The sequence below is a fragment of the Paenibacillus sp. FSL H3-0321 genome, assembly GCF_038002865.1.
Lineage (GTDB): Bacteria > Bacillota > Bacilli > Paenibacillales > Paenibacillaceae > Paenibacillus_AQ.
The window spans coordinates 691,021-717,003 of record NZ_JBBODH010000001.1 but is presented as its reverse complement, the minus strand read 5'-3'; the positions used below and the strand labels follow the sequence as shown (position 1 = coordinate 717,003).

Here is a 25,983-nt window from a genome sequence, read left to right as displayed (position 1 = left end):
GGCTCTTTATGAGAGTAAAGCGACAGAAAGTAAATATACAAGAAAAAGCAGCAGCTCCGGTTATCAGAGACTGCTGCTTTTTTCTTGTATAGATTGGAGACTGACGGGAAGCTGATATCTTAAGAAGGAAGTCCTTCGGCCCGCAGACGTCCGGTTTTTTCGTACACTTCCTGCAGTAGGCGGGAAGGCTGAGTACGAATGACAGGTTTGGCGGCCACAATTTCATTAGGACCGACAACGACAATGTTGTCAACACTGCCCTTAATTACAGCACCGTCTTTGATAACAGCTCCTTCACCGATAATTGCATTTTCAATTACTACGCCCCGGCCGATACGTGCACCCGGCATAATAACGCTTTGCTTAATCATGGTCATTTTGCCGATTTCCACACCGCCGAACACTACAGAGCGCTGCAGGCTGCCTTCCAGCAGGCAAGTTTCATTTACGAGGCAATCTGCTGTTTTGATCTGCAACTGCATACGTGGTTTAACTGCAGCGGGTTTGGTCCGGCGGGCCCGGCTATACATTGGCCACTTCGAGTTGTCGAGCTTGAAGCCGTTATCGGCTTGCAGAAGATCCATATGCGCTTCCCAGAGGCTGCCCACTGTACCTACATCTCTCCAGTAGCCTTCAAAACGGAAGGCAAACAATTCATCATTAGCCTCCAGCATCGTCGGGATCACATCTTTGCCGAAGTCATGGCTGGAAGCCTGATTTGCGGCATCACGGAGAAGATGTTCTTTCAGGTATTTCCACTCGAATAGATAAATCCCCATCGAAGCGAGGTTGCTTTTAGGTACTTTTGGTTTTTCGGCAAATTCTGAAATTTGGAGTTCCTCATTTACGTTCATCACACCGAAGCGGCTTGCTTCATCCCAAGGCACTTCCATTACCGAGATGGTGGCTTTGGCGGATTTGCCGATATGGTAATCCAGCATTTTTCGATAGTCCATATGGTAAATATGATCTGCCGAGAGGATCAGTACATGCTCAGGATTTTGACTGTCAATAAACTCAATGTTCTTATAAATGGCATCGGCTGTTCCAGAATAACTTTCACGGCCTTCAACTCCCGAAGGTAGCAGTCTGACACCCTGATCAGTTGTGCTGTGAAGCCCCCAGGGCTCCCCTTCACCAATGTGTTGATGCAAGGAATTAGCTTCGTACTGCGTCAGTACGCCTACAGTGTCGATATTGGAATTCACACAATTGCTGAGGGGAAAGTCAATGATTCTATACTGTCCTCCGAAAGGGACTGCAGGCTTTGCCATTGTGCTGGTCAGGGGGGCCAATCTGCGGCCTTCACCACCCGCCAGGAGCATGGCGATACATTCTTTTTTACTCATTTGTTATCCCTCCCATTTTTTTGTCAATGCTTGTAATATAAACTCCCCACAAGCGCTTGAAACGACATAGGTGAAATATATTGCGTTACCGCAAGAAAAATTACATGAATATTTTCTTTATTCTGTGAAAGCTTATTTTGCTTGTAAAATCATTTTCAAACGCCCAACATTCGGGTAATGTTATAGGTGCATCCTATATAATAAGGTGGTGATGATTTGCCTGACATACAAGAAGCAGAAAACCTCCCGTCATTTGAAGATATTTACCTGTTCCATGAGGGCACGAATTATCGCAGCTATACGATGCTGGGCGCGCACATTGCCGCTGAAGAAGGAATGACCGGCGTACGCTTTACCGTGTGGGCTCCTCATGCGACATATGTAGGACTGGCTGGTAATCATAACGGCTGGGATGGAACGCAGGACGTGGACTCGTTATATAAGATACCCGATTCAGGATTTTGGAGTCGTTTTTTTCCGGGCATAGAGCCGGGAACTTTTTACAAATACAGGATTGCCGCAGCGAATGGCGACAGCTTCCTTAAAGCTGATCCCTATGCATTCAAGGCTGAAGTGCGTCCGGCGACGGCATCAGTGGTGGCGGATCTTAGCGGCTACAGCTGGGGAGACGCTTCCTGGAGGCGGCGGAATAAAGCACCGTACAACGCGCCGATGAACATTTATGAAATGCATTTCGGCACATGGCGTCAGAAGGAAGACGGAGAATTCTACACGTACCGGGAAATAAGCGATCTGCTGATCCCTTATCTGCTGGAGATGAGTTATACCCATGTCGAGTTTATGCCGCTGGCTGAACATCCTTATGATTTATCCTGGGGTTATCAGGGAACCGGATATTTTGCCGCAACGAGCCGTTACGGAGAGCCGCATGAGCTGATGTATTTAATTGACCAGCTGCATCAGGCAGGCATTGGGGTCATTCTTGACTGGGTTCCGGCCCATTTTGCCAAAGATGCGCATGGCCTGAGAATGTTTGACGGTTCACCGCTGTATGAGTATGCGGATCCCATGCTGGCCGAGAAGCCGGGCTGGGGCACGCTTTCCTTTGATTTCAGCAAGCCGGAAATATCCTCCTTTCTGATTTCAAATGCCTTGTTCTGGTTCGAGCAGTATCATATAGATGGCATGAGAGTTGATGCGGTTACAAGCATGCTGCGGCTCGATTTTGAGAAGCAAGGCCATCAGTTCAGACGCAATCAAAACGGCGGTCTTGAGAATCTTGAAGCCATCCGTTTCATACAGCAGCTGAATAAAGCAATCTTCCAGTATTATCCGAAAGCACTGATGATGGCGGAGGAATCCAGCGCCTGGCCTGGCGTTACGTCTCCAGCTCATCAAGGGGGACTCGGTTTCAACTACAAATGGAATATGGGCTGGATGAATGACACACTGGGCTACATAGAACATGATTTCGGGGCACGGCCCTATCATCATAATTTGTTGACCTTCCCAATTTGTTATGCCTATGCCGAGAACTACACACTGCCGCTCTCTCATGATGAAGTGGTGCACGGCAAGAAATCACTGCTGGACAAGATGCCAGGCTCTTATGAACAGAAATTTGCCGGTCTCCGGTTGCTGCTGGGCTACCAGATTACCCATCCCGGCAAAAAGCTGCTGTTCATGGGTGGAGAATTTGGACAATTTATCGAGTGGAAGGACCAGGAGCAGCTCGATTGGCTGCTGCTGGATTATGAAAGCCACCGCGGAATACTGGCCTATACCGCTGCGCTGAACAAGCTGTATTTGGCGGAAAAAGCATTGTGGGAGCTTGATCATGATATGGAAGGCTATCAGTGGATTGATGCCGACGATAATGGCCAAAGTATTGTGTCCTATATCCGCAGAGGCAAGAGGCCCGTAGATACCTTGCTTGTAATTATCAATTTTCAGCCGGTGGAACGGCGTCAGTACCGGATTGGCGTACCCCGCCCGGGAACTTATGAAGAGATATTCAGCTCTGAGGACATTCGGTTTGGCGGCTCGGGTGCCAGCAATGAGCCTATGAAGAGCAGCAAGAAAGAATGGCATAACCAGTTGAACAGCATAGAGCTGACCATTCCTGCACTTGGATTTCTGGTGCTCAAGAAATCCGGCCGCAAGGTGGTCAAACAAGCTTGAAATAGAGGAATTCGTACATTTAAGGGGGAATCTGAATGAAAGTTTTATTTGCTGCAGCCGAAGCCCATCCTTTTGTTAAGACAGGTGGTTTGGCTGATGTCATTGGAGCTCTACCCAAGGCGCTAAAGGGCGCAGGAGTGGATGTACGGGTGATTTTGCCCAAATACCGGGGAATTCCGGAGAAGTTCACTTCGCAAATGGAGCATGTAGCCGTAGTGGATGTTCCTGTTGGCTGGCGCAATCAGTATTGCGGCATAGAACAGATTATTTACGATGGTATTCCGGTCTATTTTATCGACAATGAATATTATTTTGGCCGTGACGGCATTTATGGATATCTGGATGATGGTGAACGGTTTGCGTTCTATAACCGGGCGGTTCTGGAATGCCTGCCGGCCATTAACTTTCAGCCGGATGTGCTGCATTGCCATGATTGGCATGCTGCTGTCATTCCGATGCTGCTTCAGGGCCATTACCGGCATGATCCGTTCTACAGCGACATGCGCACTGTCCTTACCATTCACAATCTGCTATATCAAGGCGTGTTTCCTTATTCCGTGCTGGGTGAGCTGCTTGGCCTGGATAACAGCTACTTCAGCGGTGTAGAGTATTACGGCAACGTGAACTATATGAAGGGCGGGATCGTCCATAGTGATCATGTGACTACGGTCAGTCCTACTTATGCGGAAGAAATTCGTACGGCCTATTATGGATATGGTCTGGATGGCTTGCTCTCTTCCCGGGCGGACAGTCTCAGCGGGATTGTTAACGGCATTGATACCAAGAGCTACAATCCCAACAGCGATCCGCAAATCTTTACACGTTACCGTTCAAATCTGGCGAAGAAGGCTGAGAATAAGCTGGGCCTGCAGCAGGAGTTAGGGTTGCCCGTAGCCCCGTATATTCCGATGGTCGCAATGGTTACGCGGCTGGTTGATTCCAAGGGTCTTGATCTCCTGACACGCGTGCTGGATGAGCTGCTGTATTACGATGATATTCAATTTGTACTGCTTGGCACAGGGGACGAATCCTATGAACGCTGGTTCCGTGAAGCGGCATGGCGGTACCCGACCAAGCTGTCTTCGCAGATTCTGTTCAATGACGCTTTGTCGCGCAAAATTTATGCGGCCAGCGATCTGTTCCTGATGCCATCAAAGTTCGAGCCTTGCGGAATCAGCCAACTGCTGGCGCTGCGTTATGGAAGTATTCCTGTAGTCCGTGAGACAGGCGGGCTTAATGATACCGTTCATGCCTATAACGAGGAAACTGGCGAAGGCAACGGCTTCACATTTAAGGATTACAACGCGCATGACATGATGCATACTCTGCGCCGGGCTGTATCGTTCTACCGCAAGCCGGAACACTGGAAAAAAATCACGAAAAACGCTTTTGCCGGTGACTACAGCTGGAACGTTTCCGCGCAGCAGTATATCGACATCTACAACAAAATCACACATAAATAAAGCACAAAGAGGCATTCCTACAAGTCTTTAAGACTTTAGGAGTGCCTTTTTTTGATATAAGGATATTCGAGAGGGTATAGCATTATAAACCAGTCAGACACTTTATCGTGTTTGACTGGTTTCAATAGGTCACAAACTTGTTGCCTTCAGCTTAAATTACGGCACAGAATCCGGTAACCATAAGGATCAAGCGAAATATGCATAATCCCCTCTTTCGGGGCAACCGGTTCGCCGGTAAGCGCATCCTGCCAGTCATCGGTTTCCATCGGATGTCTAAGCGTGCGAGGCTCCGGGGAATTGTTCATCCAGACAGTGAAATGAATGATTTCATCCGCACGTTCGTACACGATGCAGGGGTCATTTTCACAGGCCACCAGAATGCGGAATCTGCCTTCTCGAAGGGCTTTGTGCCCTTTGCGCAGGAAGATCATCATCTGGTAAAAATCATACAGCTCGCGGTCCTGCTTCTTTTCATCCCACTCCATGCATTTACGGCAGTCGGGATCTTCTGTGCCGGTCAGGCCGATCTCATCCCCGTAATAAATACAGGGTGTCCCCATAAAGGTGAAGAGGAAAACAACCGCCAGCTTGAGGCGCCGTTTATCTTCTCCGACCACCGTCAGCAAACGGGGAGTGTCATGGCTGCCGAGCAAATTGAAGACCACCTCGTTTGTCTGCTGCGGATATCTCATTAACAGAGCGCCGATCCGTTGTCCGAAGGTGATGCCATCCATACCGCCATTAAAGAATTCCAGCACCGTACCTGAGAACGGGTAGTTCATCACCGAGTCGAACTGATCGCCCAGCAGCCATGTAAGGGAGTCACTCCACACCTCACCAACGATATAGGCCTCCGGGTTGGCGGATTTCACCACTTTGCGGAAGTCGCGCCAGAAATGATGATCCACCTCATTGGCAACGTCCAGCCGCCATCCGTCTACTTTGATCTCCTTGATCCAATATTCGGCGACTTCCAGCAGGTAGGCTCTGACCTCGTAGTTTGCTGTGTTGAATTTGGGCATATTGCCAAAAAAGCCGAAAGTGTCATACGTAGGAATACCGTCGGCCACCTCAGCCGGGAAGGAGTTGATATGGAACCAATCTTTATAAACCGAATATTCACCCTTCTCCAGCACGTCCTGAAAAGGCGGGAACTTGTCGCTGCAATGATTGAAGACGGCGTCCAGCATCACCCGTATTCCTCTTAGGTGGCATTCCTCGACTACATGTTTCAGCAGCTCATTATCTCCAAAATGGGGGTCGATTTTTTTATAGTCCACGATGTCATATTTATTGTTGGAAGGGGAGAGGAATAGCGGAGTGAAATATACAGCATTGATACCCAGTTCATGCAGATCATCAAGATGATCCAGCACTCCCTGCAAGTCTCCGCCGAAAAAATTGTCCAGCTTCGGAGTTCCGCCCCAGGCTTCGGTTCCTTCCGGGTCATTGGCGGGATCGCCATTAGCGAAACGTTCGGTCATAATTTGATAAAACACCGCATCCTTGGCCCAGTTGGGAACCTTGAACAGATCAATTTGATGTATATAGGGAAACTCGTAGAAGTGGTTAGGCGGCTGAGGGCATTCCGAACGGATGCCGTTATCAAGCAAATATACATTTTCCTGTCCTTTGCTGACGCGAAAAGTATAGCTGAGCCGTTTATATTTAGGCCGGACCGCAGCCTCCCAATAATCGAATCTGTCGTCGGAGGCGGCTTTTTCCATTATGATTTCATAAAAGGTATGCTTCCAATCATATTTATCACCTGTAAGGGCTGCTACACAGTCCACATCGTCACGTTTGGTGCGAACACGCAGATGTATAGTTTTTGTATCGTAGGCATAAGCCCACTTGTCACGGGGAACATGGTACATCGCTTCCAGCAGCATGGCCTGCACCTCCTTAATGTTTGTGAGCATTCTCATCACTGAAACCACTTCGAACAAACTGACTTCGAAAGCATAGCCTATGTTTGTGAGCATTCTCATCATTGCAACCACTTCGAACAACTGACCTCGCAGGCATCCTTTTCATACAGTTTGCATGTTATTACCACTCTAGAGGTCATTGTGAACCAATTCCGTTTATTCCAGGAAGCAGCTGGAGATAGTAAATAGTATATACTTCAAGTCAGGGCGTGTGCAAAATGAGGGAACGTAATGCAAGCTTACACCATATTTTTCTAACGTTGATTTAACGGGCTTTGTCACAAATTTGTCTTTGCATATTCATGCGGAGTGATTTATAATAAATCGGTCAAAGGCACAACTTAGAGTACTAAAACAGGATAGGGGAGATATACAGATGAAAAAATGGGGTAAACTTTCTTTAGGCATGCTGATAGCGGTAGGACTTATGACCGGCTGTGGTACCAATAACAATGATGATAATAAAAATGCAGCATCGAATGGCAACGCGGGCAGCGAAACTGCAGCCAAAACACTGACGCTGGGAACCAGCGCAGAATTTCCGCCCTACGAATTCCATAAAATGATAGATGGCAAGGATACGATCGTAGGCTTTGACATCGAGATTGCCAAGGATATCGCTGCTGATATGGGTGCTGAGCTGGTTATCAGGGATCTTCCTTTTGATTCCCTGCTGAACGAGCTATCGAGCGGAAGAGTGGATATTGTTATCTCCGGACTGAGCTATACACCGAAACGTGCAGAAGCAGTCGGCCTCTCCGATGTTTACTTTAAAGCAGAGCAAGCGGTTGTCGTTCGTGAAGCTGATAAAGATAAATTTGCTACTATGGATGCCCTGAAGAACACCAAGATCGGCATTCAGACAGGTTCGATTCAGGAAGAAATCGCCAAAGAAATTGAAGGGGCGAAGCTGACCTCGCTGACCAAAATGACTGAGATTGTTATGCAGCTGCAATCTAACCGTGTAGATGCTTCTATTATGGAAGGGCCTGTTGCCGAATCGTTCGTGAAGAATGTGAAGGGCCTCGTCATTACTGACGCCAAACCTGTGGTAGAGGATGACGGATACGTTATCGGAGTGAAGAAAGGCAATAAAGAATTGCTGGATCAAGTGAATACAACCTTGAAACGTTTGACGGCAGACGGCAAGATTGAAGAGTACGTATCGGCTGCAAGCGACCTTTCCATAAGCAAATAAAGGAAGCCCAGATTCCGGCACTTTCAGAAGTAAGGACAGTTATGCAGAGTACAGTTACACTATTCAGAAAATGGCGGTGATCCGCTGTTTTCTATTTTTTTGAAATCCTACAAGAAGACAGGAGGTTAGGCCTGCAATGAATCTATTCGATATGGCATATGAATACCGCAATCTTTTTTTCTCCGGCTTAAAATACACCTTGCTGCTGGCATTGATTGGGGTACTCTGCGGCTTTGTACTGGGAATTATAGTTTCTCTGCTGCGCATGTCCAAGTGGAGCGTACTGCGGTTTATCGCTACCGCGTGGGTTGAATTTCTGCGCGGTACGCCAATGCTGGTACAGCTCTTTCTCATCCATTACGGCTTAGTAGAATTAGGTCTGGAATTTTCGGCGATTCAGTCGGGTGCGATTACACTCACGATTAACAGTTCGGCTTATCTGGCCGAGATCTTCCGTGCCGGTATTCAAGGCGTGGACCGCGGCCAAATGGAAGCAGCCCGTTCTCTCGGGATGAAACAAGGGATGACCATGCGCTACATCGTGCTTCCCCAGGCGCTGAAGAATGTGCTGCCGGCTATCGGCAATGAGTTCATTACGATCATTAAGGAGTCGTCCATTGTGTCGATGATCGGGGTGGCGGATCTTCTTTTCCAGGCCAGAAATATTACAGCCATTACTTATGAGGGGCTTACACCGCTGATCATCATTTCCATTATGTATTTCATCCTTACATTCACTTTATCTAAGCTGCTTGGCATTCTCGAAAGGAGGCTGAATACGGATGATCGCCGTTAACAACCTGCAAAAACATTTTGGCAAGCTGGAAATCCTGAAGGGCATTGACCTCGAAATTCAAAAAGGCGAAGTTGTGGTGGTCATCGGACCCAGCGGCTCCGGCAAAAGTACCTTTTTGCGCTGTCTGAATCTGCTGGAGCAGCCCACTGGGGGAGAAATCACCTTTGAAGGCGAATCCATCACAGCGAAGAAACATGATATTAATGTGACCCGTGAAAAAATGGGCATGGTGTTCCAGCAGTTTAACCTGTTCCCGCATAAATCGGTGCTGCAGAATATCATGCTGGCTCCGCTCAAAGTAAAAAAGCAGCAGCCGGCGGAAGCTGAAAAAATTGCTATGGAGCTGCTGCGGACGGTAGGGCTAGAAGATAAACGCGATGCTTACCCGGCTCAACTCTCCGGCGGGCAGAAACAACGGATCGCCATCGCCCGTGCATTGGCCATGCAGCCGCATGTGATGCTCTTCGATGAGCCGACATCGGCGCTTGACCCTGAAATGGTCGGCGAGGTGCTGGAAGTGATGAAGAAGCTGGCCGAAGACGGGATGACGATGGTTATTGTCACTCATGAAATGGGCTTTGCCCGTGAAGTGGGCGACCGGATTCTTTTTATGGACGGCGGCTATATCGTAGAGCAGGGGACACCCGCGGAAGTCTTCGGCCATCCGAAGCATGACCGGACCCGCGATTTCCTCAGCAAAGTCTTATAGAAACGCACTAAACGGCCCTTGGAAATAACTCCGGCGGCCGTTTTGTTTTTGGTTAAGACCTAAATGGGTGATATAGTATATAAATATGCTCGATCAACTTGAAGGGGGTACATACAGATGAGCGATGATCTATGCCGGATAGGCATCATTGATATTGGTTCCAACTCCATTCGTCTTGTGATTTATGATACAACGCGGCAAGGAGGTTACAAAATCATCAAGGAGTGCAAATACTCTGCCCGGCTAAGTGAGAAGATTACAAAAGAGGGCAGGCTTGAGCGGGAAGATATGGACACCATTATTCCTGTCTTGCGCCAGTTCAAGGAGATTTGCAGTGCCTTTGAGGTGGAGAGGATCCGTGCAGGAGCGACAGCGGCCATCCGCAACGCCGCAAATTCTTTCGAGATTATTACATATCTTTCAGAGGCTTCCTCTATTCCAATTGAGGTGATCAGCGGCTATCAGGAAGCTTACTTTGGATTTCTTGGCGTCATTAATGCCTTTGATGTGCAGGACGGATTCGTGATTGATATTGGCGGCGGCAGTACGGAGGTTACCCTGTTCCGCGGACGGCGCTATCAGCACAGCATCTCCTTTCCATTCGGTGCGGTCAACACCAACCTCATGTTCAGCCACCAAGGCAACTGGAACAGCGAACAAGTGAAGAAGCTCCAGGCTTATGTGACCGGCAGGCTAGTCGAGCATGAGTGGCTGGGCACCAGTGCTGGTCTGCCGTTATACGGCCTCGGGGGAACGCTCCGTTCATTAGGCAAGCTGGACCAGAAGATGAGGGAGTATTCCTTGCCGAATTCTCATGGTTATGTACTCTCCAGTGAAACGATAGACCGGTTTATGGAGATACTGCCTGATACGCCTTATGAGAAACGGAAAGATATGGAAGGGTTGTCCAAGAGCCGGGCGGACATCATTGTGTCGGGGCTGGTCATTTTCCATACAGTTTACAACTATATCCGAGCCAGTCAGGCACTCATCAGCGGGGAAGGTTTGCGGGAAGGCATGCTGCATGACCTCTTAAATCCTGAGCAGCCGGTGTGTGACAGTGCGTTGGAGTTCAGTCTGGATACGATTATCCGCTTCGATATCCGCACTTCTAAAGGGCATCTGGAACATATCTGCAAGCTTGCGATGAGTCTGTTTGGCGCTTTGGGACATGAAGGTGACCGCGAAGAGCAGAAGATGCTGATCTATGTCTCCATCATGCTGCACCGTACAGGATCGAATATTAACTACTACCAGTCGAAACGGCATACACGCTACTGGCTGATGAATTCACCGATCCGCGGTCTTACTCACCGGGAATTGATTCTCAGTGCGCTTATTGCTTCCTACAGCACAAAAAGCCGGAAGCAGAAATTGTCCCAGACCCATAAGGACATTTTACTGGCTTCCGACGAGGAGTGGATTCATAAGCTGGGTACGCTCGTACAGCTTAGCATTGCTCTGGACAGCACCGAGATCGGTGTAATCCGTGGATTGAATGCTGAGCTGCACGGCAATACTCTTCATCTGGAGCTTGAGGGTGTAGGTGAGGTGCATATCGGACAGGAAGACATTGAGAACGCCCTAAAAGCATTTAAGAATGCTTGGTCGGTGAAGGTAAAGCTCGGCTCCCTTTCCAATGACTGACCTCCAAAGCGGCTAATTGGCTCCGGAAGGGAGCCTTTTTGTCGTCCGGCCGTTCGTAATATCCATTCGGCTGAAGGAAGCTGGCTTTCACGTTATCCTTCAGCGACAGATCAAGGATCTTGACGATCTGCTTGCGGATGCCGCTGTCCAGCACCGGACACATCAGTTCTATCCGCCGGGTCAAATTGCGTGTCATCCAGTCGGCGCTGGATAAATACACTTCCGGCTTGCCGCCATTCTCGAAATAATAGATGCGTGAATGCTCAAGAAAACGGTCAACGATGCTGCGGACTGTGATCCGCTCACTCAGGCCTTCAATGCCCGGGCGCAGGCAGCAGACGCCGCGTACAATCAAATCGATGGATACACCGGCCTGGGCTGCGCTGTACAGGCTGTCGATGACCTCCTGATTGGATAAAGAGTTCATCTTGGCTATAATTCGTGCCGGTCTGCCGGCTGCTGCGTGCTCGGCTTCGCGGAGAATCAGCTTTTGCAGCGACAGGCTCATGTTGGTCGGAGCAACGATGAAGGCATTCCAGTCATAATTGGCGGAATAACCGGTCATTTGGTTGAACAGCTCTGAGGCATCCAGCCCAATTTCATTATTGGCAGTGAACAGGCTGAGGTCGGTGTAGGCTTTGGCTGTGCTGTCATTGTAGTTCCCGGTACCGACATGTACATAGCGGCGCAGCTCGTTCCCTTCCTGGCGGACGATCAGTGTTACTTTAGCATGCGTTTTGAGCCCGACCAGGCCATAGACGACATGGCAGCCGGATTGTTCCAGCTTGCGTGCCCAGGCAATGTTCCGCTCTTCGTCAAACCGGGCTTTCAGCTCTACTACCACGGTAACCTGTTTGCCCGATTCTGCGGCATTGGCCAGGGCGGTAATCAACGGCGAGTTGCCGCTGACCCGGTACAGGGTCATCTTGATGGCCATGACATGCTCATCCTCGGAAGCCTGAATAATAAAGTCGCTCATCGCATCAAAGGATTCGTATGGATGGTACACTAGCACATCTCGCTCGCGCAGCACTTCGAAGAAATCCTCATTCTCCTCAAATTCCGCCGGATATTGCGGCACTATCGGAGCATCAAACAGGTAACTGAAGCCCTTCAGGCTACCTGCGAATCCCCGCAGAAACCCTAGGTCAAGGGGCCCGTCAATTTCAAAGACAAAATCCTCAAGCTCGAATTCGGCCTGCAGCTGTTCAAGGGCATACGGATGAATCCCTTTTTGCACCTCAAGCCGGGCGGGAACACCCCGGCGGCGTTTGCGCAGCTCCTTTTCAATCTCCTCGAGCAAATCCTCTGCGCCTTCCTCATCAATCGTCAGATCAGAGTTGCGGGTTAGACGGAACTCGCTGACTGCTACCGGCTCATAGCCGCTGAATAACGTTTGAATATGATGGCGGATAACATCCTCAATAAAGACGAACTGCCGTTTTTTGCTGTTGGAACGGTGAGGGAGCGGAATGCATCGCGGCAGGTTGGAAGGGATCTGCAGGATGGCGAAATAAGGCTCTTCTTCCTGGCTGTTCTTACGGGTCAGTACCACGGCCAGATAGATGAACTGGCTGTGAACAAGCGGAAACGGACGGCTCTGGTCAACGGCCATCGGAGTCAGAACAGGGAAAATAATGTCGCGGTAATACTGCTCAATCGACAACTCCTGAGCATGAGTCAGATCCTCGTAGTTAACAAAGACAATGCCTTCTTTATGCAAATGCCGGGAGATATCGCGGAAGGTGCGGTATTGGTCGGCAATAATTTTGGTGACCCGCTTGATCAGACGTTTGTACAATCCGGAGGGGGTATAGCCGGTAAAATCTTTTTTCGTATAGCCGGCTCTAATCTGATCCTGAATTCCGGCTACACGCACACTGATGAACTCATCCAGGTTGCTGGATACGATCGCTAGAAATTTAGCCCGTTCCATCAGCGGATTATCCAGATCCTGCGCTTCAAGCAGTACGCGGCGGTTAAATTCGATCCAGCTTAAGTCCCGGTTGAGGTAAGCAGTAGCTGGACTGCTATGGTTGTTTTTTTTCTCTTCTGCGTTCATAGACCCTCCAAGTGTGCTTCAATGTCTTAATTACTTTATCGTATTCTACCATTCTACTATTTGCCGAAGGGGGAATTGTTAAATCTGTGTAAAATTTTCGCGGATAATATCCGAATATCTTAAAAAATCTCTTAATATATTGGGAATATATAATTACTAAGTAATAGTATTCCTTTTGTGGTGTGGAGGAAAAGTAAATTCTATCAGAATGGTAACAATTTCTTAGGCATTGGTTACAAAATTGTGATATATTCAATACTGTTAGTTTACAAACTACTGCACTGGATATGCCGGTAAAGAAGAAGGTACATACGTCCAGAGTTATCTTGGCGCGAGATATTCCCTCACGGGAATCCTCTTGCACCCACTAATGAAGGAGGCAAATATGAAGATCAGATTCAGAGCCATTACAGCCCTTGCTGCTGCCGTTGGCATCAGTACACTGCTGCATGCAGTCCCCGCCAAGGCGGACAGCGTACATATTGCAGGAGAAACTACCACCTATTATACACTATCGAACTATTACGGTATCGGTGTCGATGAACTCATGAATGCCAACAAGTCGGTTGCGAGCGTGAATATTTATCCGGGGCTTAAGCTCACCATTCCACGTGAGAATAAACTAATTGCCGCTGCAGACACCTCGTCCCCAGCTTCCGTCATTTCGACCAGCCTGAACGTGGAGAAGGAATCCAATACAGTTCAAGCGTGGGGTAAAGAATTCAACTATGCCAAAATTATTCAGGCCAAAGCTACAGCCTACTCCTCGGCAGCCAGTGAGAACGGCAAATGGGGGGCGGTCGATTATTTCGGCGATGCGCTTAAGCTGGGCACGATTGCTGTAGATCCGAATGTGATTCCGCTCGGCACGAAGGTGCTGGTGACCGGACATTCGCATCCCGGGCTGCCGAAGCAGGCATTTCTGGCCACGGCCACGGATATGGGAAGTGCGATCAAAGGCAACCGTATAGATATCTTTATTCCCGGAAGCCAAAGCTTCGTATCGGATTTTGGATTTCAGTACGTGAATTTGTACATTATTGAATAGTCTGCTTTAACGGCTCCATGCCGCTATTAAGCCACACTCAAAAGGAAACGATGAATGCCGGAGATCATGGCAGCTCGTTTCCTTTTTTAATTTCAATAAACGGACACCGGTTCTAGAGGGAAGGCGAAGCTGGTTTGCGCTATAAGTCATTTATTTTTATCAACCTGAAGCATTTGGGGGACAGTTACAAAAGTATAGCCCCGCTTGCGCAAGATATTGATAACTTCCGGGAGCGCCTGGATCGTCCCCCGAAGATTGCTTCCCTGGCCGCCGCCGCCGTGCTGCAGCACAATCGCCCCCTTGCCCGCATGGGACAAAATGTTGTTTCTTACCTGCGATTTAGACAACCCCCGCCAGTCCAAAGAATCAACATTCCAATTGATCAGCTTGTAGCCGTGACTTTTTGCCCATTTGAGCTGTTGCTCACTGACATCCCCATACGGCGGGCGAATTAATCGTGGCTTGTACCCGGCAAGGGCAGCAATAATATTTTCGGTGCGCATAATTTGTGTCCGGAATTCATTTACACTTAGCTTCCCGAATTCCGGATGATTATAAGAGTGGTTGCCGACAACATGGCCTTCCCTGATCATCCGCTGCACCAGCGCAGGATGTTTCTCCGCCCGGCTTCCGACGACAAAAAAGGTCGCTTTCACATGATATTTGCGGAGAACATCCAGCAGCTGCGGTGTGAAACGCGGATCAGGAACATCATCAAACGTCAGGGCGATCATCCTGTTCCGGGGGCCCTGGGTCATGATCGTCTCCGGATATTTGCGCATCAGCTGGCTTAGAGACAGAGTTCTGCTGCGTTTTTGCCGCCGGGCAGCCGCTGCGGAAGAAGAAGAACCGGGTGCGATAGCCTCTACTTCGTCTTCGGCAGCATTCTGTGGCGGAGGGGTTCCGTTCTCTTCCGGTTGCTGCAGAAGGGGAGGAGAGGCTGAAACAAGCTCTGCAGAGGTCACGGGGCTAAACAGAACCATTGTAATCGCTAAGAGAATGAGCAGTTTCCGCCCTTTTAGCAGCTTATCCATTCATCCACACCTCCTATATAACTTCGCTCACTGCGGTTTCTCCCTTGTTATCCCCAAGTGAAGGCTAATTTATGCTGAACTTCCATCCTCGCAGGTTGAGATTTATTGCCGTGAAATTTACGTGTATACTAATGAAATGGGAGAATCGCTTCCACTATAAATCGGATAACCGGAAAGGTTGGAATCGAAATGACTGATTTATTCAAGCCTTATGAATTGAAGGCCTTGGTTCTAAAGAATCGGATAGTTATGCCCCCGATGTGCCAGTATGCGGTGCACAAGCAGGACGGAATCCCAAATGATTGGCATTTCGTGCATTATGTCAGCCGCGCCGTTGGCGGAACCGGCTTTATTATTGTAGAGATGAGCGGTGTGCATCCGGACGGGCGCATCACTAACCACGACACCGGGATCTGGAGCGATGACCAGATAGCGGCCTACCGCAAGATTACGGATGGGGTCCATACGTACGGCGCAAAAATTGCTATTCAGTTAGGTCATGCAGGCCGCAAGGCGCTGGATGCGGAGCCGCCGGTTGCTCCCTCGGCAATTCCGTTCGATGAGAAGTCCAAAATACCTCAGGCACTCTCCAAAGAAGAGATCGCAGAGCTTGTCTTGGCTTACCGTGAGGGCGCGCGCAGAGCAGTGGAAGCCGGTTTTGACACGGTAGAGATTCACGGTGCCCATGGATACCTGATTCATCAGTTCCATTCCCCGCTCACTAACGTCAGAGAGGATGAGTACGGAGCTGATTTGGCACTGTTCGGTGAACAAGTGGTCCAAGCAGTTAGAGAAGTATTGCCCGCAGAGATGCCGCTGCTGATGAGAGTATCGGCCAAAGAATATGTCGAAGGCGGCTATGATGAAGCCTACGCTCTGGACATTTGCCGCCGGTATAAAGACGCTGGCGTAGATATGTTCCATGTATCTTCTGGCGGAGAAGGACCGGTCGGCTCTAATGGCGGACCTAACGCAGGTCCGGCGTATCAGGTGGATCTCGCTGAATATATCAGAAGCGGCCTGCAGGTTCCGGTTATAGCGGTAGGACGTCTCGAGAACTACGCAGAAGCCCAGTCCGTAGTTGCCGAAGAGAAGGCGGAACTCGTGGCTATTGGCCGGGCAATGCTCAGTGACCCTTACTGGGCGCTGCATGCTGAGGAAGCACTTGGCGGGGTAGACCAAGCGAATGTGCCGAAACCCTATGAGCGCGGGGTATGGAACAGAAAATAGCATTCTACCAATGTGAAATATGTCACAGATTTTAAACTCCTTCTAGGGCATGGTTAATAAGATTAAATTTGAAGGAGCTTGATAACGTGGCGACAGTTATAACTAACGAGCGGCTGGCTGATGGAGTGTACCACCTTCGGGTTGAAGGGAATTACGGCGGTGAAATGGGTCAATTCTACATGTTGCGGGCATGGGGAGCCTATCCGCTGTTGTCCAGACCGCTTAGCATACATCAAGTAAACGATGACGGTGTCGAATTTCTCTATCATGTGGTCGGGGAAGGAACTGAAATCTTTGCCGGTCTGACACCCGGAGATAACATTGATCTTGAAGGGCCGTTTGGCAATGGCTTTCCCGAAGTTAAGGGGAAGGTTGCTCTGGTAGGCGGGGGGATTGGCATTGCTCCGCTTTATTACTGTGCCCAGAAGCTTCCGGGCAGTGACATTTATTTGGGATTCAGCCGGGAAGCCTTCCGTACGGAAGCATTTCGTCCCTTGGCGGCGGAGCTGACGGTCAATGTCGGCGGCCTGATTCTCGACAGTGTTGATTTTACCAGCTATGATCATATTTTTGTCTGTGGACCGCATCCCATGCTGAAAGCAGCGCAATTAAAAGGCTTCGCAGCCGACACAGCAGGCAAAAAAACCGGCGTGTATCTTTCACTGGAGAACCGGATGGCCTGCGGGATAGGCGCATGTCTCGTATGCAGTGTGTCCTGCCGTGACGGGCAGCGCAAGGCATGTGCGGACGGGCCGGTCTTTTTGGCGGAGGAGGTGCTCTTCCATGATTAATTTAACTGCAAATATAGCAGGCGTACATTTCAAGAATCCAATCGTCATGGCCTCCGGCACTTTCGGCTTCGGCCGCGAGTATGGCAAGCTTTATGATGTATCCATGCTGGGAGGAATCTCCGGCAAAGGTCTTACTCTTAACGCCAAGGCCGGAAACCCCGGTGTTCGCGTCTATGAGACGGCTTCCGGCATGCTGAACAGTGTCGGTCTGGAGAACCCTGGAGTGGAAGGGTTTCTGGCCAAGGAACTTCCATATTGGGAGACACTGGACACTGCACGGATCGTGAATCTTGGCGGCAATACATTGCATGATTATGTGCTTGGCGCCGAGCTGATCCAGCGGGATGCCGAAGCCCGGAGTCTAGCCGGCACAACTGCGGTGGACATGATAGAGCTTAATATTTCCTGCCCCAACGTAAAAGAAGGAGGCATCGCTTTCGGTGTCAAGACTCCTGCTGCACAGGAGGTCGTGCGTGCGGTCAGAGCAGCAACGAAACTTCCGCTCGCCGTGAAGCTGTCACCGAACGCCGAGGATATCGCCGAAATGGCAGAGATGTGCCAGGAAGAGGGGGCAGATGCGGTTTCGCTGATTAACACGATCTCAGGGATGAAGATCGATGTCCGCCGCCGCCGCAGCGTGTTTAATAATCTGTATGCCGGACTATCCGGTCCGGCGATCAAGCCGGTGGCGCTGCGTATGGTGCATCAGGTAGCCAAACGGGTGTCTATTCCGGTAATCGGTATGGGCGGGATTACCTCGGCAACGGATATTATAGAATTCATTATGGCCGGAGCAACGGTTATCCAGGTTGGAACCTATAATTTCATGAACCTGCGGGCAGGCAGTACGCTAGTGGAGGAACTGCAGCAGTTCATGCTAGCAGAGAACATCTCTTCCCTGGACGAGATCCGCGGTATTGTGTGAGCTCTCCCAAGTTTTGCGCGTACTATTTTTCGCTGACCTGAGATATCTTCATGCTTCAAGGTTAATATAATGGGAAGGGGAGATCGGGTTGGTTGCTTATGAGTTCCATCCAGAGGACATTGAACTGTCTGCAATAGCTGTAGGCCGTGATTTACTGCTGCTCATTACCGGAGGGGGCCGCCATATCGGTGCGGCAAGCACCGCATATGTTGATGGTGATAACATCAGCGTCTCCACCTCTGCCGTCCCCCATCACAAAGAGCATACAATCAGTGAAGCCATCGCGCTCAAGGTATCGGCTGCACTGGGCAAGACGGTCACGGTGGTTATGGGCATTCATTATGATGATTTGAGCAAAGAGGGCATCACTAAAGTTGTAGAAATCGTAAACAGCAAGGTGGATCAATATTTAACGCAATAAATTTGAAACGATTCTCGACACTCTGCGTAAAAGATACCAAATGAGCAATTAACTTTTATTTTGGAGGAATGAACCGATGTCTATATTTAAAAGATTGCGTGATTTGACCATGTCCAATGTGAATGCGATTATTGACAAGGCGGAAGACCCGGTCAAAATGACGGACCAATATATCCGTGACATGACCGAGGATTTGGAGGATGCCGAGAAAGCGGTAGCTGCCCAGATCGCCATCGAGAAGAAATTCAAACAGCTGTATGAAGAGCAGGAAGCACTTGTAGCCAAGCGCAACCAGCAGGCGCATACGGCAGCCCAAGCCGGCAATGCCGATCTGGCCCGCCGCGCGCTGGAAGAGAAGAAATCTGCTGAAGTCAAGCTGGTGGAGTACAAAACAAGCTTCGATCAGAATAAAGCTTCGGCCGACAACCTGCGTGCCAAACTGGAGGAAATGCGCAAACAGCTCACCGAGATGAAGAACAAACGTGAGACTTTGGTAGCCCGCTTCAATGCCGCCAAGGCGCAAACTGAAATCAATAAGGCAATGAGCGGTTTCAGCTCTGACTCGGCTTCCGCCGGACTGAAGCGCATGGAAGAAAAGATGCTGCAAGCTGAAGCTCAGGCAGAAGCCAGCAATGAGATGAGCTCGGGCAATAAATCACTTGACGATGAATTCGAGAAGCTGGGTAAGGATCAAGCTGTAGAAGATGAGCTGGCTGCGCTGATGAAGCAATACGACAAACAATAGGATATGGACTTACCGGTCCTAAAGCCGGTGTTCACAGGCGAAGGGGAGACGGAACTAGCAGTTTCTCCTTCGCCTTCTCTATGTGGTCGGATAGAGCAGCAATCTGAATAAGCGGGGGCTAAAGCAATGGATTTCCAAACTCTGGTGTCCATGGTTGTATGGACGGTGAGCGGCGCAGTGCTTCTATGTGTACTGATGTTCGTGGATTCGCTGTTTACCCGTTATAATGATTTGGAGGAACTGAAGGCAGGCAATATGGCGGTCACAACGCGTTTCGTACTGAAACTGCTGGCACAAGCCTACATATTATCGGCTTCCATTTCCACTTCAAAGGGTCTGGGAGATGCGCTTATTGTCTCCGTAGTTTCCTTTGTTCTTTTGTTTTTCCTTGAAAGGGCAGTCCGCCTGCTGCTGAGCCGCTGGGGTAAGCTTAATCTTGATTATGGCACCCAGCTGGGCAAAATCGGTTATGGATTATTAGCTGGCTCGCTGCATGTAACAGGGGCATTAATTATTGCGGCTTTCATAAGAGGTTAAATATAACAGGAGGAATGATGGAGTTTGAGTATATGGAAACGTATTGGTAATCTTTTTTCCAAAACAGAAGCACCGGCTGCACCAAAAAGTATGCTGAATCTCTCCCCGGGGGATATTTGCGAAGTGTCACTGGTTACTTATGAAGTAACGGGCCGGACGAAAACCAGCGGCCGCAATGCGGTTGTCTTGACACTCCGCGACGGAAGCAAGATCTCCTATCTGTATATCGAGGAGCGTGAACAGCTGCAATACAGTCTGTATCAACCGATTGACGGGCGGCTGGATGATCCTGCCGAGGTACCTTCTACGCTGGAGCTGGATGGTTACACGTTCCACCTGGAGGAAGAATACGAAGGGTTCGCAGCGGTAACAGGACAGACGCCGTATACCAATGGCGGAGAGCAGCATGTCTGGCAGTACCAGTCCGATGATTACCGGCTACTGCGGGTGGAATGGCAGAATGGGCGGTTTATGCTTTATGAAGGCGAAAAAGTCATTCCGGGAGATGTCAAAGTGATCCGGGCTTCGTAATTCAACACCTGTTTTCTGCATCCCAAATGGGGATTAGAGGATACCTTCGCTTCTATAGCGGGTATCCTTTTTGCTTTGTCTCACAAAGCTATGCGGAACGTACCGTGAGCAGACACTCATATCCAAATATCACTTTCCCGGGTCTCATGTTAAAATAGTTCTGTGCCGGAGCAGCAAACAGTAGGCACATGATGCCACATGAGACAATGGACGGAGGGTTCTTATGAATAGCAGACAGGATACGCCGGATCATAAATTTCATCGAAAAGCACTCCAGGTTAAAGAAGCGCAAGCCCGGGTGATTGAATATGCAAAATTGCTGGATGGTGAGGAAGTGCCGCTGAATCAGAGCTGCGGGCGTTTTTTGGCCGAGCCGGTGATTGCGCCGCATCCTTTTCCGGCATTTAACCGGTCAGGGATGGACGGGTATGCGCTGATCGCCGGGGATACCAAGGATTGCGGGCAGGACCGCGTGGTCTGGCTGGAAGTCGTGGATGATATTCCTTGCGGAGCTGTACCCGCTGTAAGTATAACGTCCGGAACAGCCGCGCGAATTATGACAGGGGCGCAGGTGCCCGAAGGTGCGGATACGGTTGTGATGCTGGAGATCACGGAAACCCGGGAAGAGGGTGGCAAAAGTTTTGTCGGACTCCGCAAGCCGCAGCAGGCTGGCCGCAATATCACTCAGGAGGGTTTTGAACTGAAGGAAGGAGAGCTTGTACTTTCTGCAGGGTGGAAGATTGCTGCAGGTGAGATCGCTGCGCTGGCAGCGCTTGGAGTTCATACCGTCAAAGTACTTAGACGGCCTAAGATCGGGATTTTTGCTACGGGTACTGAGCTTTTGGAGGTAGATGAGCCACTTCAACCCGGCAAAATCCGCAATAGCAACTCACCGATGCTGGAAGCGCTGGTGCGGGAGACCGGGGGTGAGCCTGTCATGCTGGGTGCGATCATAGATGATTTGGAGCTGGCCCGGAGCAAAGTGCAAATGGCTCTGGATAGTTATGACATGGTAATTACTACTGGCGGGGTATCGGTGGGGGATTACGATATTATGGGTGATCTGGTCCGGGAGAACAGCGGCGACATGCTTTTTAATAAAGTTACGATGCGCCCGGGCAGCGTCACAACAGCCGCTGTTCGCGGAGGCAAGCTGCTGCTGGCACTATCCGGCAATCCCGGAGCCTGCTTCGTGGGTTTTCAGCTGTTTGCGCGGCCGGTCATTTCTCTGATGCAGGGGGCTACGCTGCCTTTTTTGCCGGAATGGACGGCTGTGCTTGGCGCAGATTATTCGAAGGTGAACAATTATACACGTTATGTGCGTGCAAGGCTGGAATTCCGTGACGGCTGCTTGTATGCCTATCCGGCAGCAATCGACGAATCTTCGGTCATGGTAACGATCAAGGACAGCGACTGTCTGATTGTCGTTCCGCCGGAAGAGCGCGGCTTAAGCACCGGCGCCAAGGTAAGAGTGCTAAAGCTGCCGGGAGAACTTCAGGGCTGAATGGACTCTGACAGCAATGCGGGAGCGTGCGGGAATTAGAGATCAGGGGTGAAGCAGAAACGTGATGAAACGGGGCAAGAAAAGAAGTCAAACGGATCTTGACTTTGCACGGCTGAATATTGGCAACTCATGGCTAGAACGAGGCAGGAATGGAAAGGGCAAGAACAGCCATAGCTGCAGCAGAAATTCAGGCAGGACAAGCCGTTATCGCGCGGGAAGTCCTCGAACGGGTGAGGAATCGACTGGTGGAGGACGCAAGAGTCAACCTGCCGTATGCCAGATTGTCGGCTATAAAAACAGCGGCAAAACTACTCTGATCTGTGACTTGATTCCGCAGCTGCAGCGGCACGGCTGCACAGTGGCGGTGATTAAACATGATGCCCATGACTATGATATGGATCATCCGGGGACAGATACCTGGCAGCAACGGCAGGCCGGAGCATCCGCAATTGCCATCACCAGCGGCAGAAAAACATCGGTGATCGAGGACCGCAGCAGCAGTTTGCCTGAGCTGATTTCAGCTTTTTCCAGCTATGATTATGTGCTCGTTGAGGGCTTCAAACATGAAGCTTATCCTAAAATAGTACTGGTTCATAACGAAGAAGACCTGAGCCTGCTGAACAATGCGCAGAATAAGGTCGCTGCCGCATTTTGGGAGGAAATGAAGGACAAAATGCGGATTGAGCCGGGAATCCGGCAATTCGGCATCAACGACAGTGCGGCAATTGCTGATTTTTTGTGGCAGCAACGAACTTATTTTCAAAATTTCAACATATGAAAAATTCACAATAGAAAACCCAAAAAATTCAGTCCGCGCTTCATTGAACTGTCTCTTCAAAATCAGGTCACAAGGAGCAGCAGCCCCAGTTCTCCATGGTAATGGAAGACTGGGGCTGCTGCATTGCTTATGCTGTTGATTCTATGTCCAGTGACCAGGTCGGACAAGCGCTGGAGGCAGCTTGGTTAAGGTATTGCCCTTGGCTGCATTAAGCTGTGCCTGTGTAAGAAACAAGCTGCCGGTCAGATCAGCTCCGCTTAGGTTAGTATCCCGGAAATCTGCGCCAATGAGGTCAGCAGCCTGCAGATTTGCACCGCTGAGATCAGCAGCAATGAGATAGGCCCCCCGCAGGCTTACGCACCGCAGATCCGCACCCCTCAGTTTGGCGCCGATCAGATCCGCGCCGCGGCCATATTTTGCTTGTCGTTTGGGAACCGACTTCAGCTCCCGGCGGGCCGCATCACGCACAATTTCACTGGTACGCAGGAGCAGCTCGTTGACTTCCCCACGGTGTGCAGCAACATCCAACTCCAGCAGCGCCTCGGCCTTCAGGTTCGTGAGCTGTTCGGTCTTCTCCAGAGCGGTTGACAGTGCACTATGAAGCGGGGCGGCCGACTGGAAATGGAGTGCTTCGGTGAGATACCACAGCAGTTCATGTAGCTGACGCATTACCGGGAATACCTCGAACATCTGTGATGATGTTTTGGGAGCCTGCCGCCAGTCCTTGCCGCCATAGGTGATTTGGGATACCTTTTGGCCTGCCCCAAAGCAGTCATACACTGTGCAGCCCCGAAACCCCTTGTCTCTGAGAGCAGTATGAATACCACAGCGGAAGTCCGTCTGCAGATTGGGACAGGGCTGTCCAGCGTCCTTGTTCATCGCGAAGTCTACCGAAACCGCGAAGGGCAGTGCCGCACAGCACAAGCCATAACAGTTCTCGCAGTCCGATTGCAAAACGAGAGAAGCTCCGGCTGGGCCGGACGGTAAATAATTGTAATTGTAATTCTCTGACATGGGTATGCTCCTTACAATAATAAAAATTAAATACTCTTCAGCATTAGAACAAAACTCCGCTCGAATGCAGCTTCACATGTTTCCTTCAGAGCAGCAGTGATGCCATCAGCTTTCCACGCGCCGCTCAATCGCTTCGGACATGGTTTTGTCCGTAAGATGGGCATAGACTTCGGTAGTTTCGGTCGAAGCGTGTCCGAGCTGCTCCTTGGTTTTGTAGATATCATTTTGCAGATAATAGTCAGTGGCGAAAGAGTGCCTCAGCTTGTGCACAGTCAAATACGGCTTCCCGAAACGTTTGGCGTATTTGATAATCATCTCTTGAATCGCCCGTTTTGTCATCCGTTTCCCTTCCTGGCTGCCATTGGGCAATGCAATGAACAACGCCTTTTCCCTCTTTGGCGTCTTGTAGCGGGCCTGGCGGAGACTTAGATACAGCGAGAGATCATCCTTGGCCTGCTCACGGAAATACACAGGTGTCTTGAAGGTCTCGTCATTGTTGCCCTTGCGGTATACATAGAGCAGCTTGTTGTTCACATCCAGATCATCCACGTTGAGATTAACCACCTCGGATACACGCAGGCCGGAGTTCAAGATCAGACTGGCGATGCAGGCATCCCGTTCCCGGTTCAACTGAAAGGAGTAATATGCCTGCTTATTAGCCTCAACGTCCCGGCCATAACCTTCATAGATGTAACCCACAAATTCCAGCAGTTCCTCGTCTTCGAGAATTTTCCCCTTTAGCTTAGCAGCGGTATCTTTCGGTTTATGAATACGTTTGATTTCCACCTTGGCCATAATATTGCGCTTCAGCAGCGGGTAGAAATTCTCATCTTCGGCAATCTGGCTCAGGTAATGGAAGAGGGAGCGCAGAGCGGACAGCTTGCGGGATACCGTCACCCGGGTGTTCGTTCCTTCGGCGCGGGTAGTTAAATGCAGCCGGTAGCCGACAATACTGTCCATATGGAGTGTTTCCAGATCAAGCAGAGTGATTTCAGCATTGCTGCCTGCCGTTGACAGACCTTCCACACGCAGCCACCCAAAAAAAGATTCATAATCACGGATATACTCCAGTAGGGTTGAAGGCGACAGATCCGGCCGTTTATAGTCAATGAATTGCTGTACAAACCATGGCATAAGATGCAGCCTCTGGTCGAGATTTTTCCGGTCGCTGTTTTTTTGGATGCTGATAACAATCACCTTTTTCATAGTTTGCTTAGGTTTGGAGTGTTGCGGTCTAATCTATCTTATCATGTTTTGTGCTGCACCGGGAATGACAGGCAGGCGGCTTGCTCCAGAAGTGACAAAGTTATATGATGTGAAGTAAACGTGAATGGCAGAGGTGAGGGCAGTACTACATGACTGAATTTTTTGTGATGCAGAAATACCGCCGCAGCGGTGTAGGCACATGGGCAGCCCACCGGTTGTTTGATATGTTTCCGGGTGACTGGAAGGTGTCGCAGATCCGCGCCAATACACCTGCCCGTAACTTCTGGCACCGGGTGATCGGGTCCTATACAGGAGGCGAGTTCCAGGAGCGCTTCAACTCCTGGCAAGGTAATCCCAGTCAATATTTCAGCAAGCCTGGGCGGCAGGGGATAAGGAGAAGTTCGCCACAACTATGTATTCACCGCTGCTAAATGAAGATCTCCAGTTTGTCCTGGATGAGAAGAATGTTTATCATTTCTATGAATTGACTCTGACAGCCATCCCCGTGGAAGGGACCAAGCGGGCCAGCTTCTGGGTCAGCTATTATCGGATGACCTCCGAGGGCTACATTGTTGACGAAGGGAATGTTATTTCTCTGCTCAAGAAGCAGGGTGAGTGGAAAATTGCCAGTATTGATTAGCCGGACCCGATGTGCTTAGGGTGCCTGTTGTTTGAAAAGAAGCAACTCAAATGAGCTGCTTCTCAGTACCGTTATTGTTTATATTTTTCTAATACACTTTTCTTCAGTTCATTATATTGATCATTTGTAGCTTGCATTGTTTTTTCTGCTATATCCGTTCCGGATACCTCATGCTTACCTTGTTCCAGAGCATTAACCCAATATCCGCCAAGCTTCTTCATGTTTTCCACCCCCATTTTGGCCGTATGATGCAACAGATGAATCAACCCAACAGGATTGCTT

General features: G+C 49.8%; 25 protein-coding genes. 18 read left to right on the top strand and 7 right to left on the bottom strand.

Features of this window, described 5'->3' with window-relative positions:
* Nucleotides 1-119: 119 nt before the first annotated feature.
* The gene (locus tag MHI45_RS02945) at nucleotides 120-1,349 is read right to left on the bottom strand and encodes a glucose-1-phosphate adenylyltransferase (protein ID WP_076109559.1); all 1,230 of its coding nucleotides are present in this window, start codon (nucleotides 1,347-1,349) and stop codon (nucleotides 120-122) included.
* Nucleotides 1,350-1,565: 216 nt separating this feature from the next.
* On the opposite strand from MHI45_RS02945, the gene glgB reads away from it, so the two are divergent.
* The gene (glgB, locus tag MHI45_RS02940; RefSeq protein ID WP_076109560.1) at nucleotides 1,566-3,491 is read left to right on the top strand and encodes a 1,4-alpha-glucan branching protein GlgB; all 1,926 of its coding nucleotides are present in this window, start codon (nucleotides 1,566-1,568) and stop codon (nucleotides 3,489-3,491) included.
* Between the two features lie 35 nt (nucleotides 3,492-3,526).
* Nucleotides 3,527-4,954, top strand: coding sequence for a glycogen synthase GlgA (gene glgA, locus MHI45_RS02935; RefSeq protein ID WP_076109561.1), 1,428 nt, complete (start codon nucleotides 3,527-3,529; stop codon nucleotides 4,952-4,954).
* A gap of 146 nt (nucleotides 4,955-5,100) precedes the next feature.
* Here the strand turns inward: glgA and MHI45_RS02930 are convergent, their stop codons facing one another.
* Nucleotides 5,101-6,846: an alpha-glycosidase gene (locus MHI45_RS02930; RefSeq protein WP_076109586.1), complete on the bottom strand. Its 1,746-nt coding sequence runs from the start codon at nucleotides 6,844-6,846 to the stop codon at nucleotides 5,101-5,103.
* A 415-nt stretch (nucleotides 6,847-7,261) separates the two neighbouring features.
* On the opposite strand from MHI45_RS02930, the gene MHI45_RS02925 reads away from it, so the two are divergent.
* From MHI45_RS02925 to MHI45_RS02910, 4 genes are all read left to right on the top strand, one after another.
* Nucleotides 7,262-8,083 (top strand): transporter substrate-binding domain-containing protein, encoded by an 822-nt coding sequence (locus MHI45_RS02925; RefSeq protein ID WP_076109562.1) that lies wholly within the window; start codon nucleotides 7,262-7,264, stop codon nucleotides 8,081-8,083.
* A gap of 136 nt (nucleotides 8,084-8,219) precedes the next feature.
* Nucleotides 8,220-8,879, top strand: a complete 660-nt coding sequence (locus tag MHI45_RS02920) for an amino acid ABC transporter permease (protein ID WP_038592845.1) — start codon at nucleotides 8,220-8,222, stop codon at nucleotides 8,877-8,879.
* Nucleotides 8,866-9,588 (top strand): amino acid ABC transporter ATP-binding protein, encoded by a 723-nt coding sequence (locus tag MHI45_RS02915; RefSeq protein ID WP_038592842.1) that lies wholly within the window; start codon nucleotides 8,866-8,868, stop codon nucleotides 9,586-9,588. The genes MHI45_RS02920 and MHI45_RS02915 overlap by 14 nt, the downstream gene beginning before the upstream one ends.
* Nucleotides 9,589-9,705: 117 nt before the next feature.
* Nucleotides 9,706-11,235: a Ppx/GppA phosphatase family protein gene (locus MHI45_RS02910; protein WP_076109563.1), complete on the top strand. Its 1,530-nt coding sequence runs from the start codon at nucleotides 9,706-9,708 to the stop codon at nucleotides 11,233-11,235.
* Here the strand turns inward: MHI45_RS02910 and ppk1 are convergent.
* A complete protein-coding gene (ppk1, locus tag MHI45_RS02905; RefSeq protein ID WP_076109564.1) occupies nucleotides 11,183-13,297 on the bottom strand; it encodes a polyphosphate kinase 1 in 2,115 nt (704 codons plus the stop codon). The two genes, MHI45_RS02910 and ppk1, sit on opposite strands and share 53 nt — an antisense overlap.
* A 385-nt stretch (nucleotides 13,298-13,682) precedes the next feature.
* Between ppk1 and MHI45_RS02900 the strand changes: the two genes are divergently transcribed.
* Nucleotides 13,683-14,345, top strand: coding sequence for a 3D domain-containing protein (locus MHI45_RS02900; RefSeq protein WP_038592833.1), 663 nt, complete (start codon nucleotides 13,683-13,685; stop codon nucleotides 14,343-14,345).
* A 146-nt stretch (nucleotides 14,346-14,491) separates the two neighbouring features.
* Here MHI45_RS02900 and MHI45_RS02895 read toward each other — a convergent pair whose 3' ends face one another.
* Nucleotides 14,492-15,379, bottom strand: a complete 888-nt coding sequence (locus MHI45_RS02895; protein ID WP_076109565.1) for a polysaccharide deacetylase family protein — start codon at nucleotides 15,377-15,379, stop codon at nucleotides 14,492-14,494.
* Between the two features lie 189 nt (nucleotides 15,380-15,568).
* Between MHI45_RS02895 and MHI45_RS02890 the strand changes: the two genes are divergently transcribed.
* The 9 genes from MHI45_RS02890 to mobB all read left to right on the top strand — a co-directional run bounded on the left by MHI45_RS02890 (nucleotide 15,569) and on the right by mobB (nucleotide 22,841).
* A complete protein-coding gene (locus tag MHI45_RS02890; protein ID WP_076109566.1) occupies nucleotides 15,569-16,609 on the top strand; it encodes an NADH:flavin oxidoreductase/NADH oxidase in 1,041 nt (346 codons plus the stop codon).
* Between the two features lie 86 nt (nucleotides 16,610-16,695).
* Complete coding sequence (locus MHI45_RS02885; protein WP_076109567.1) at nucleotides 16,696-17,400, top strand: dihydroorotate dehydrogenase electron transfer subunit; 705 nt, start codon at nucleotides 16,696-16,698, stop codon at nucleotides 17,398-17,400.
* Complete coding sequence (locus MHI45_RS02880) at nucleotides 17,393-18,325, top strand: dihydroorotate dehydrogenase (protein ID WP_038592824.1); 933 nt, start codon at nucleotides 17,393-17,395, stop codon at nucleotides 18,323-18,325. The genes MHI45_RS02885 and MHI45_RS02880 overlap by 8 nt, the downstream gene beginning before the upstream one ends.
* Nucleotides 18,326-18,413: 88 nt before the next feature.
* Nucleotides 18,414-18,746, top strand: a complete 333-nt coding sequence (lpdD, locus tag MHI45_RS02875) for a prenylated flavin chaperone LpdD (protein WP_076109568.1) — start codon at nucleotides 18,414-18,416, stop codon at nucleotides 18,744-18,746.
* Between the two features lie 76 nt (nucleotides 18,747-18,822).
* Complete coding sequence (locus tag MHI45_RS02870) at nucleotides 18,823-19,491, top strand: PspA/IM30 family protein (protein WP_038592818.1); 669 nt, start codon at nucleotides 18,823-18,825, stop codon at nucleotides 19,489-19,491.
* A 126-nt stretch (nucleotides 19,492-19,617) separates the two neighbouring features.
* Nucleotides 19,618-20,028: a DUF350 domain-containing protein gene (locus MHI45_RS02865; protein WP_076109569.1), complete on the top strand. Its 411-nt coding sequence runs from the start codon at nucleotides 19,618-19,620 to the stop codon at nucleotides 20,026-20,028.
* Nucleotides 20,029-20,052: 24 nt separating this feature from the next.
* Nucleotides 20,053-20,559 (top strand): DUF4178 domain-containing protein, encoded by a 507-nt coding sequence (locus MHI45_RS02860; RefSeq protein ID WP_076109570.1) that lies wholly within the window; start codon nucleotides 20,053-20,055, stop codon nucleotides 20,557-20,559.
* A gap of 223 nt (nucleotides 20,560-20,782) precedes the next feature.
* The gene (locus MHI45_RS02855; protein ID WP_076109571.1) at nucleotides 20,783-22,063 is read left to right on the top strand and encodes a molybdopterin molybdotransferase MoeA; all 1,281 of its coding nucleotides are present in this window, start codon (nucleotides 20,783-20,785) and stop codon (nucleotides 22,061-22,063) included.
* Nucleotides 22,064-22,127: 64 nt separating this feature from the next.
* Complete coding sequence (gene mobB, locus MHI45_RS02850; RefSeq protein ID WP_083675503.1) at nucleotides 22,128-22,841, top strand: molybdopterin-guanine dinucleotide biosynthesis protein B; 714 nt, start codon at nucleotides 22,128-22,130, stop codon at nucleotides 22,839-22,841.
* 141 nt (nucleotides 22,842-22,982) lie between these two features.
* Here mobB and MHI45_RS02845 read toward each other — a convergent pair whose 3' ends face one another.
* Both MHI45_RS02845 and xerS read right to left on the bottom strand, forming a co-directional pair.
* The gene (locus MHI45_RS02845) at nucleotides 22,983-23,855 is read right to left on the bottom strand and encodes a pentapeptide repeat-containing protein (protein WP_076109572.1); all 873 of its coding nucleotides are present in this window, start codon (nucleotides 23,853-23,855) and stop codon (nucleotides 22,983-22,985) included.
* 105 nt (nucleotides 23,856-23,960) lie between these two features.
* Nucleotides 23,961-25,043 carry a tyrosine recombinase XerS gene (gene xerS, locus MHI45_RS02840; protein WP_340899802.1) on the bottom strand — a complete coding sequence of 361 codons (1,083 nt, stop codon included), beginning with the start codon at nucleotides 25,041-25,043 and terminating at the stop codon, nucleotides 23,961-23,963.
* A gap of 167 nt (nucleotides 25,044-25,210) precedes the next feature.
* Between xerS and MHI45_RS02835 the strand changes: the two genes are divergently transcribed.
* Together MHI45_RS02835 and MHI45_RS02830 are read left to right on the top strand one after the other, a co-directional pair.
* Entirely contained in the window at nucleotides 25,211-25,492 is a 282-nt protein-coding gene (locus MHI45_RS02835) for a hypothetical protein (protein WP_340897980.1), read from the top strand.
* Nucleotides 25,474-25,701: a hypothetical protein gene (locus MHI45_RS02830; protein ID WP_076114647.1), complete on the top strand. Its 228-nt coding sequence runs from the start codon at nucleotides 25,474-25,476 to the stop codon at nucleotides 25,699-25,701. The genes MHI45_RS02835 and MHI45_RS02830 overlap by 19 nt, the downstream gene beginning before the upstream one ends.
* Before the next feature lie 71 nt (nucleotides 25,702-25,772).
* On the opposite strand, the gene MHI45_RS02825 is transcribed toward MHI45_RS02830, so the two are convergent.
* On the bottom strand, nucleotides 25,773-25,922 hold the full coding sequence (locus MHI45_RS02825) for a hypothetical protein (RefSeq protein WP_179091899.1): 150 nt from the start codon (nucleotides 25,920-25,922) through the stop codon (nucleotides 25,773-25,775).
* Between the last annotated feature and the right edge of the window lie 61 nt (nucleotides 25,923-25,983).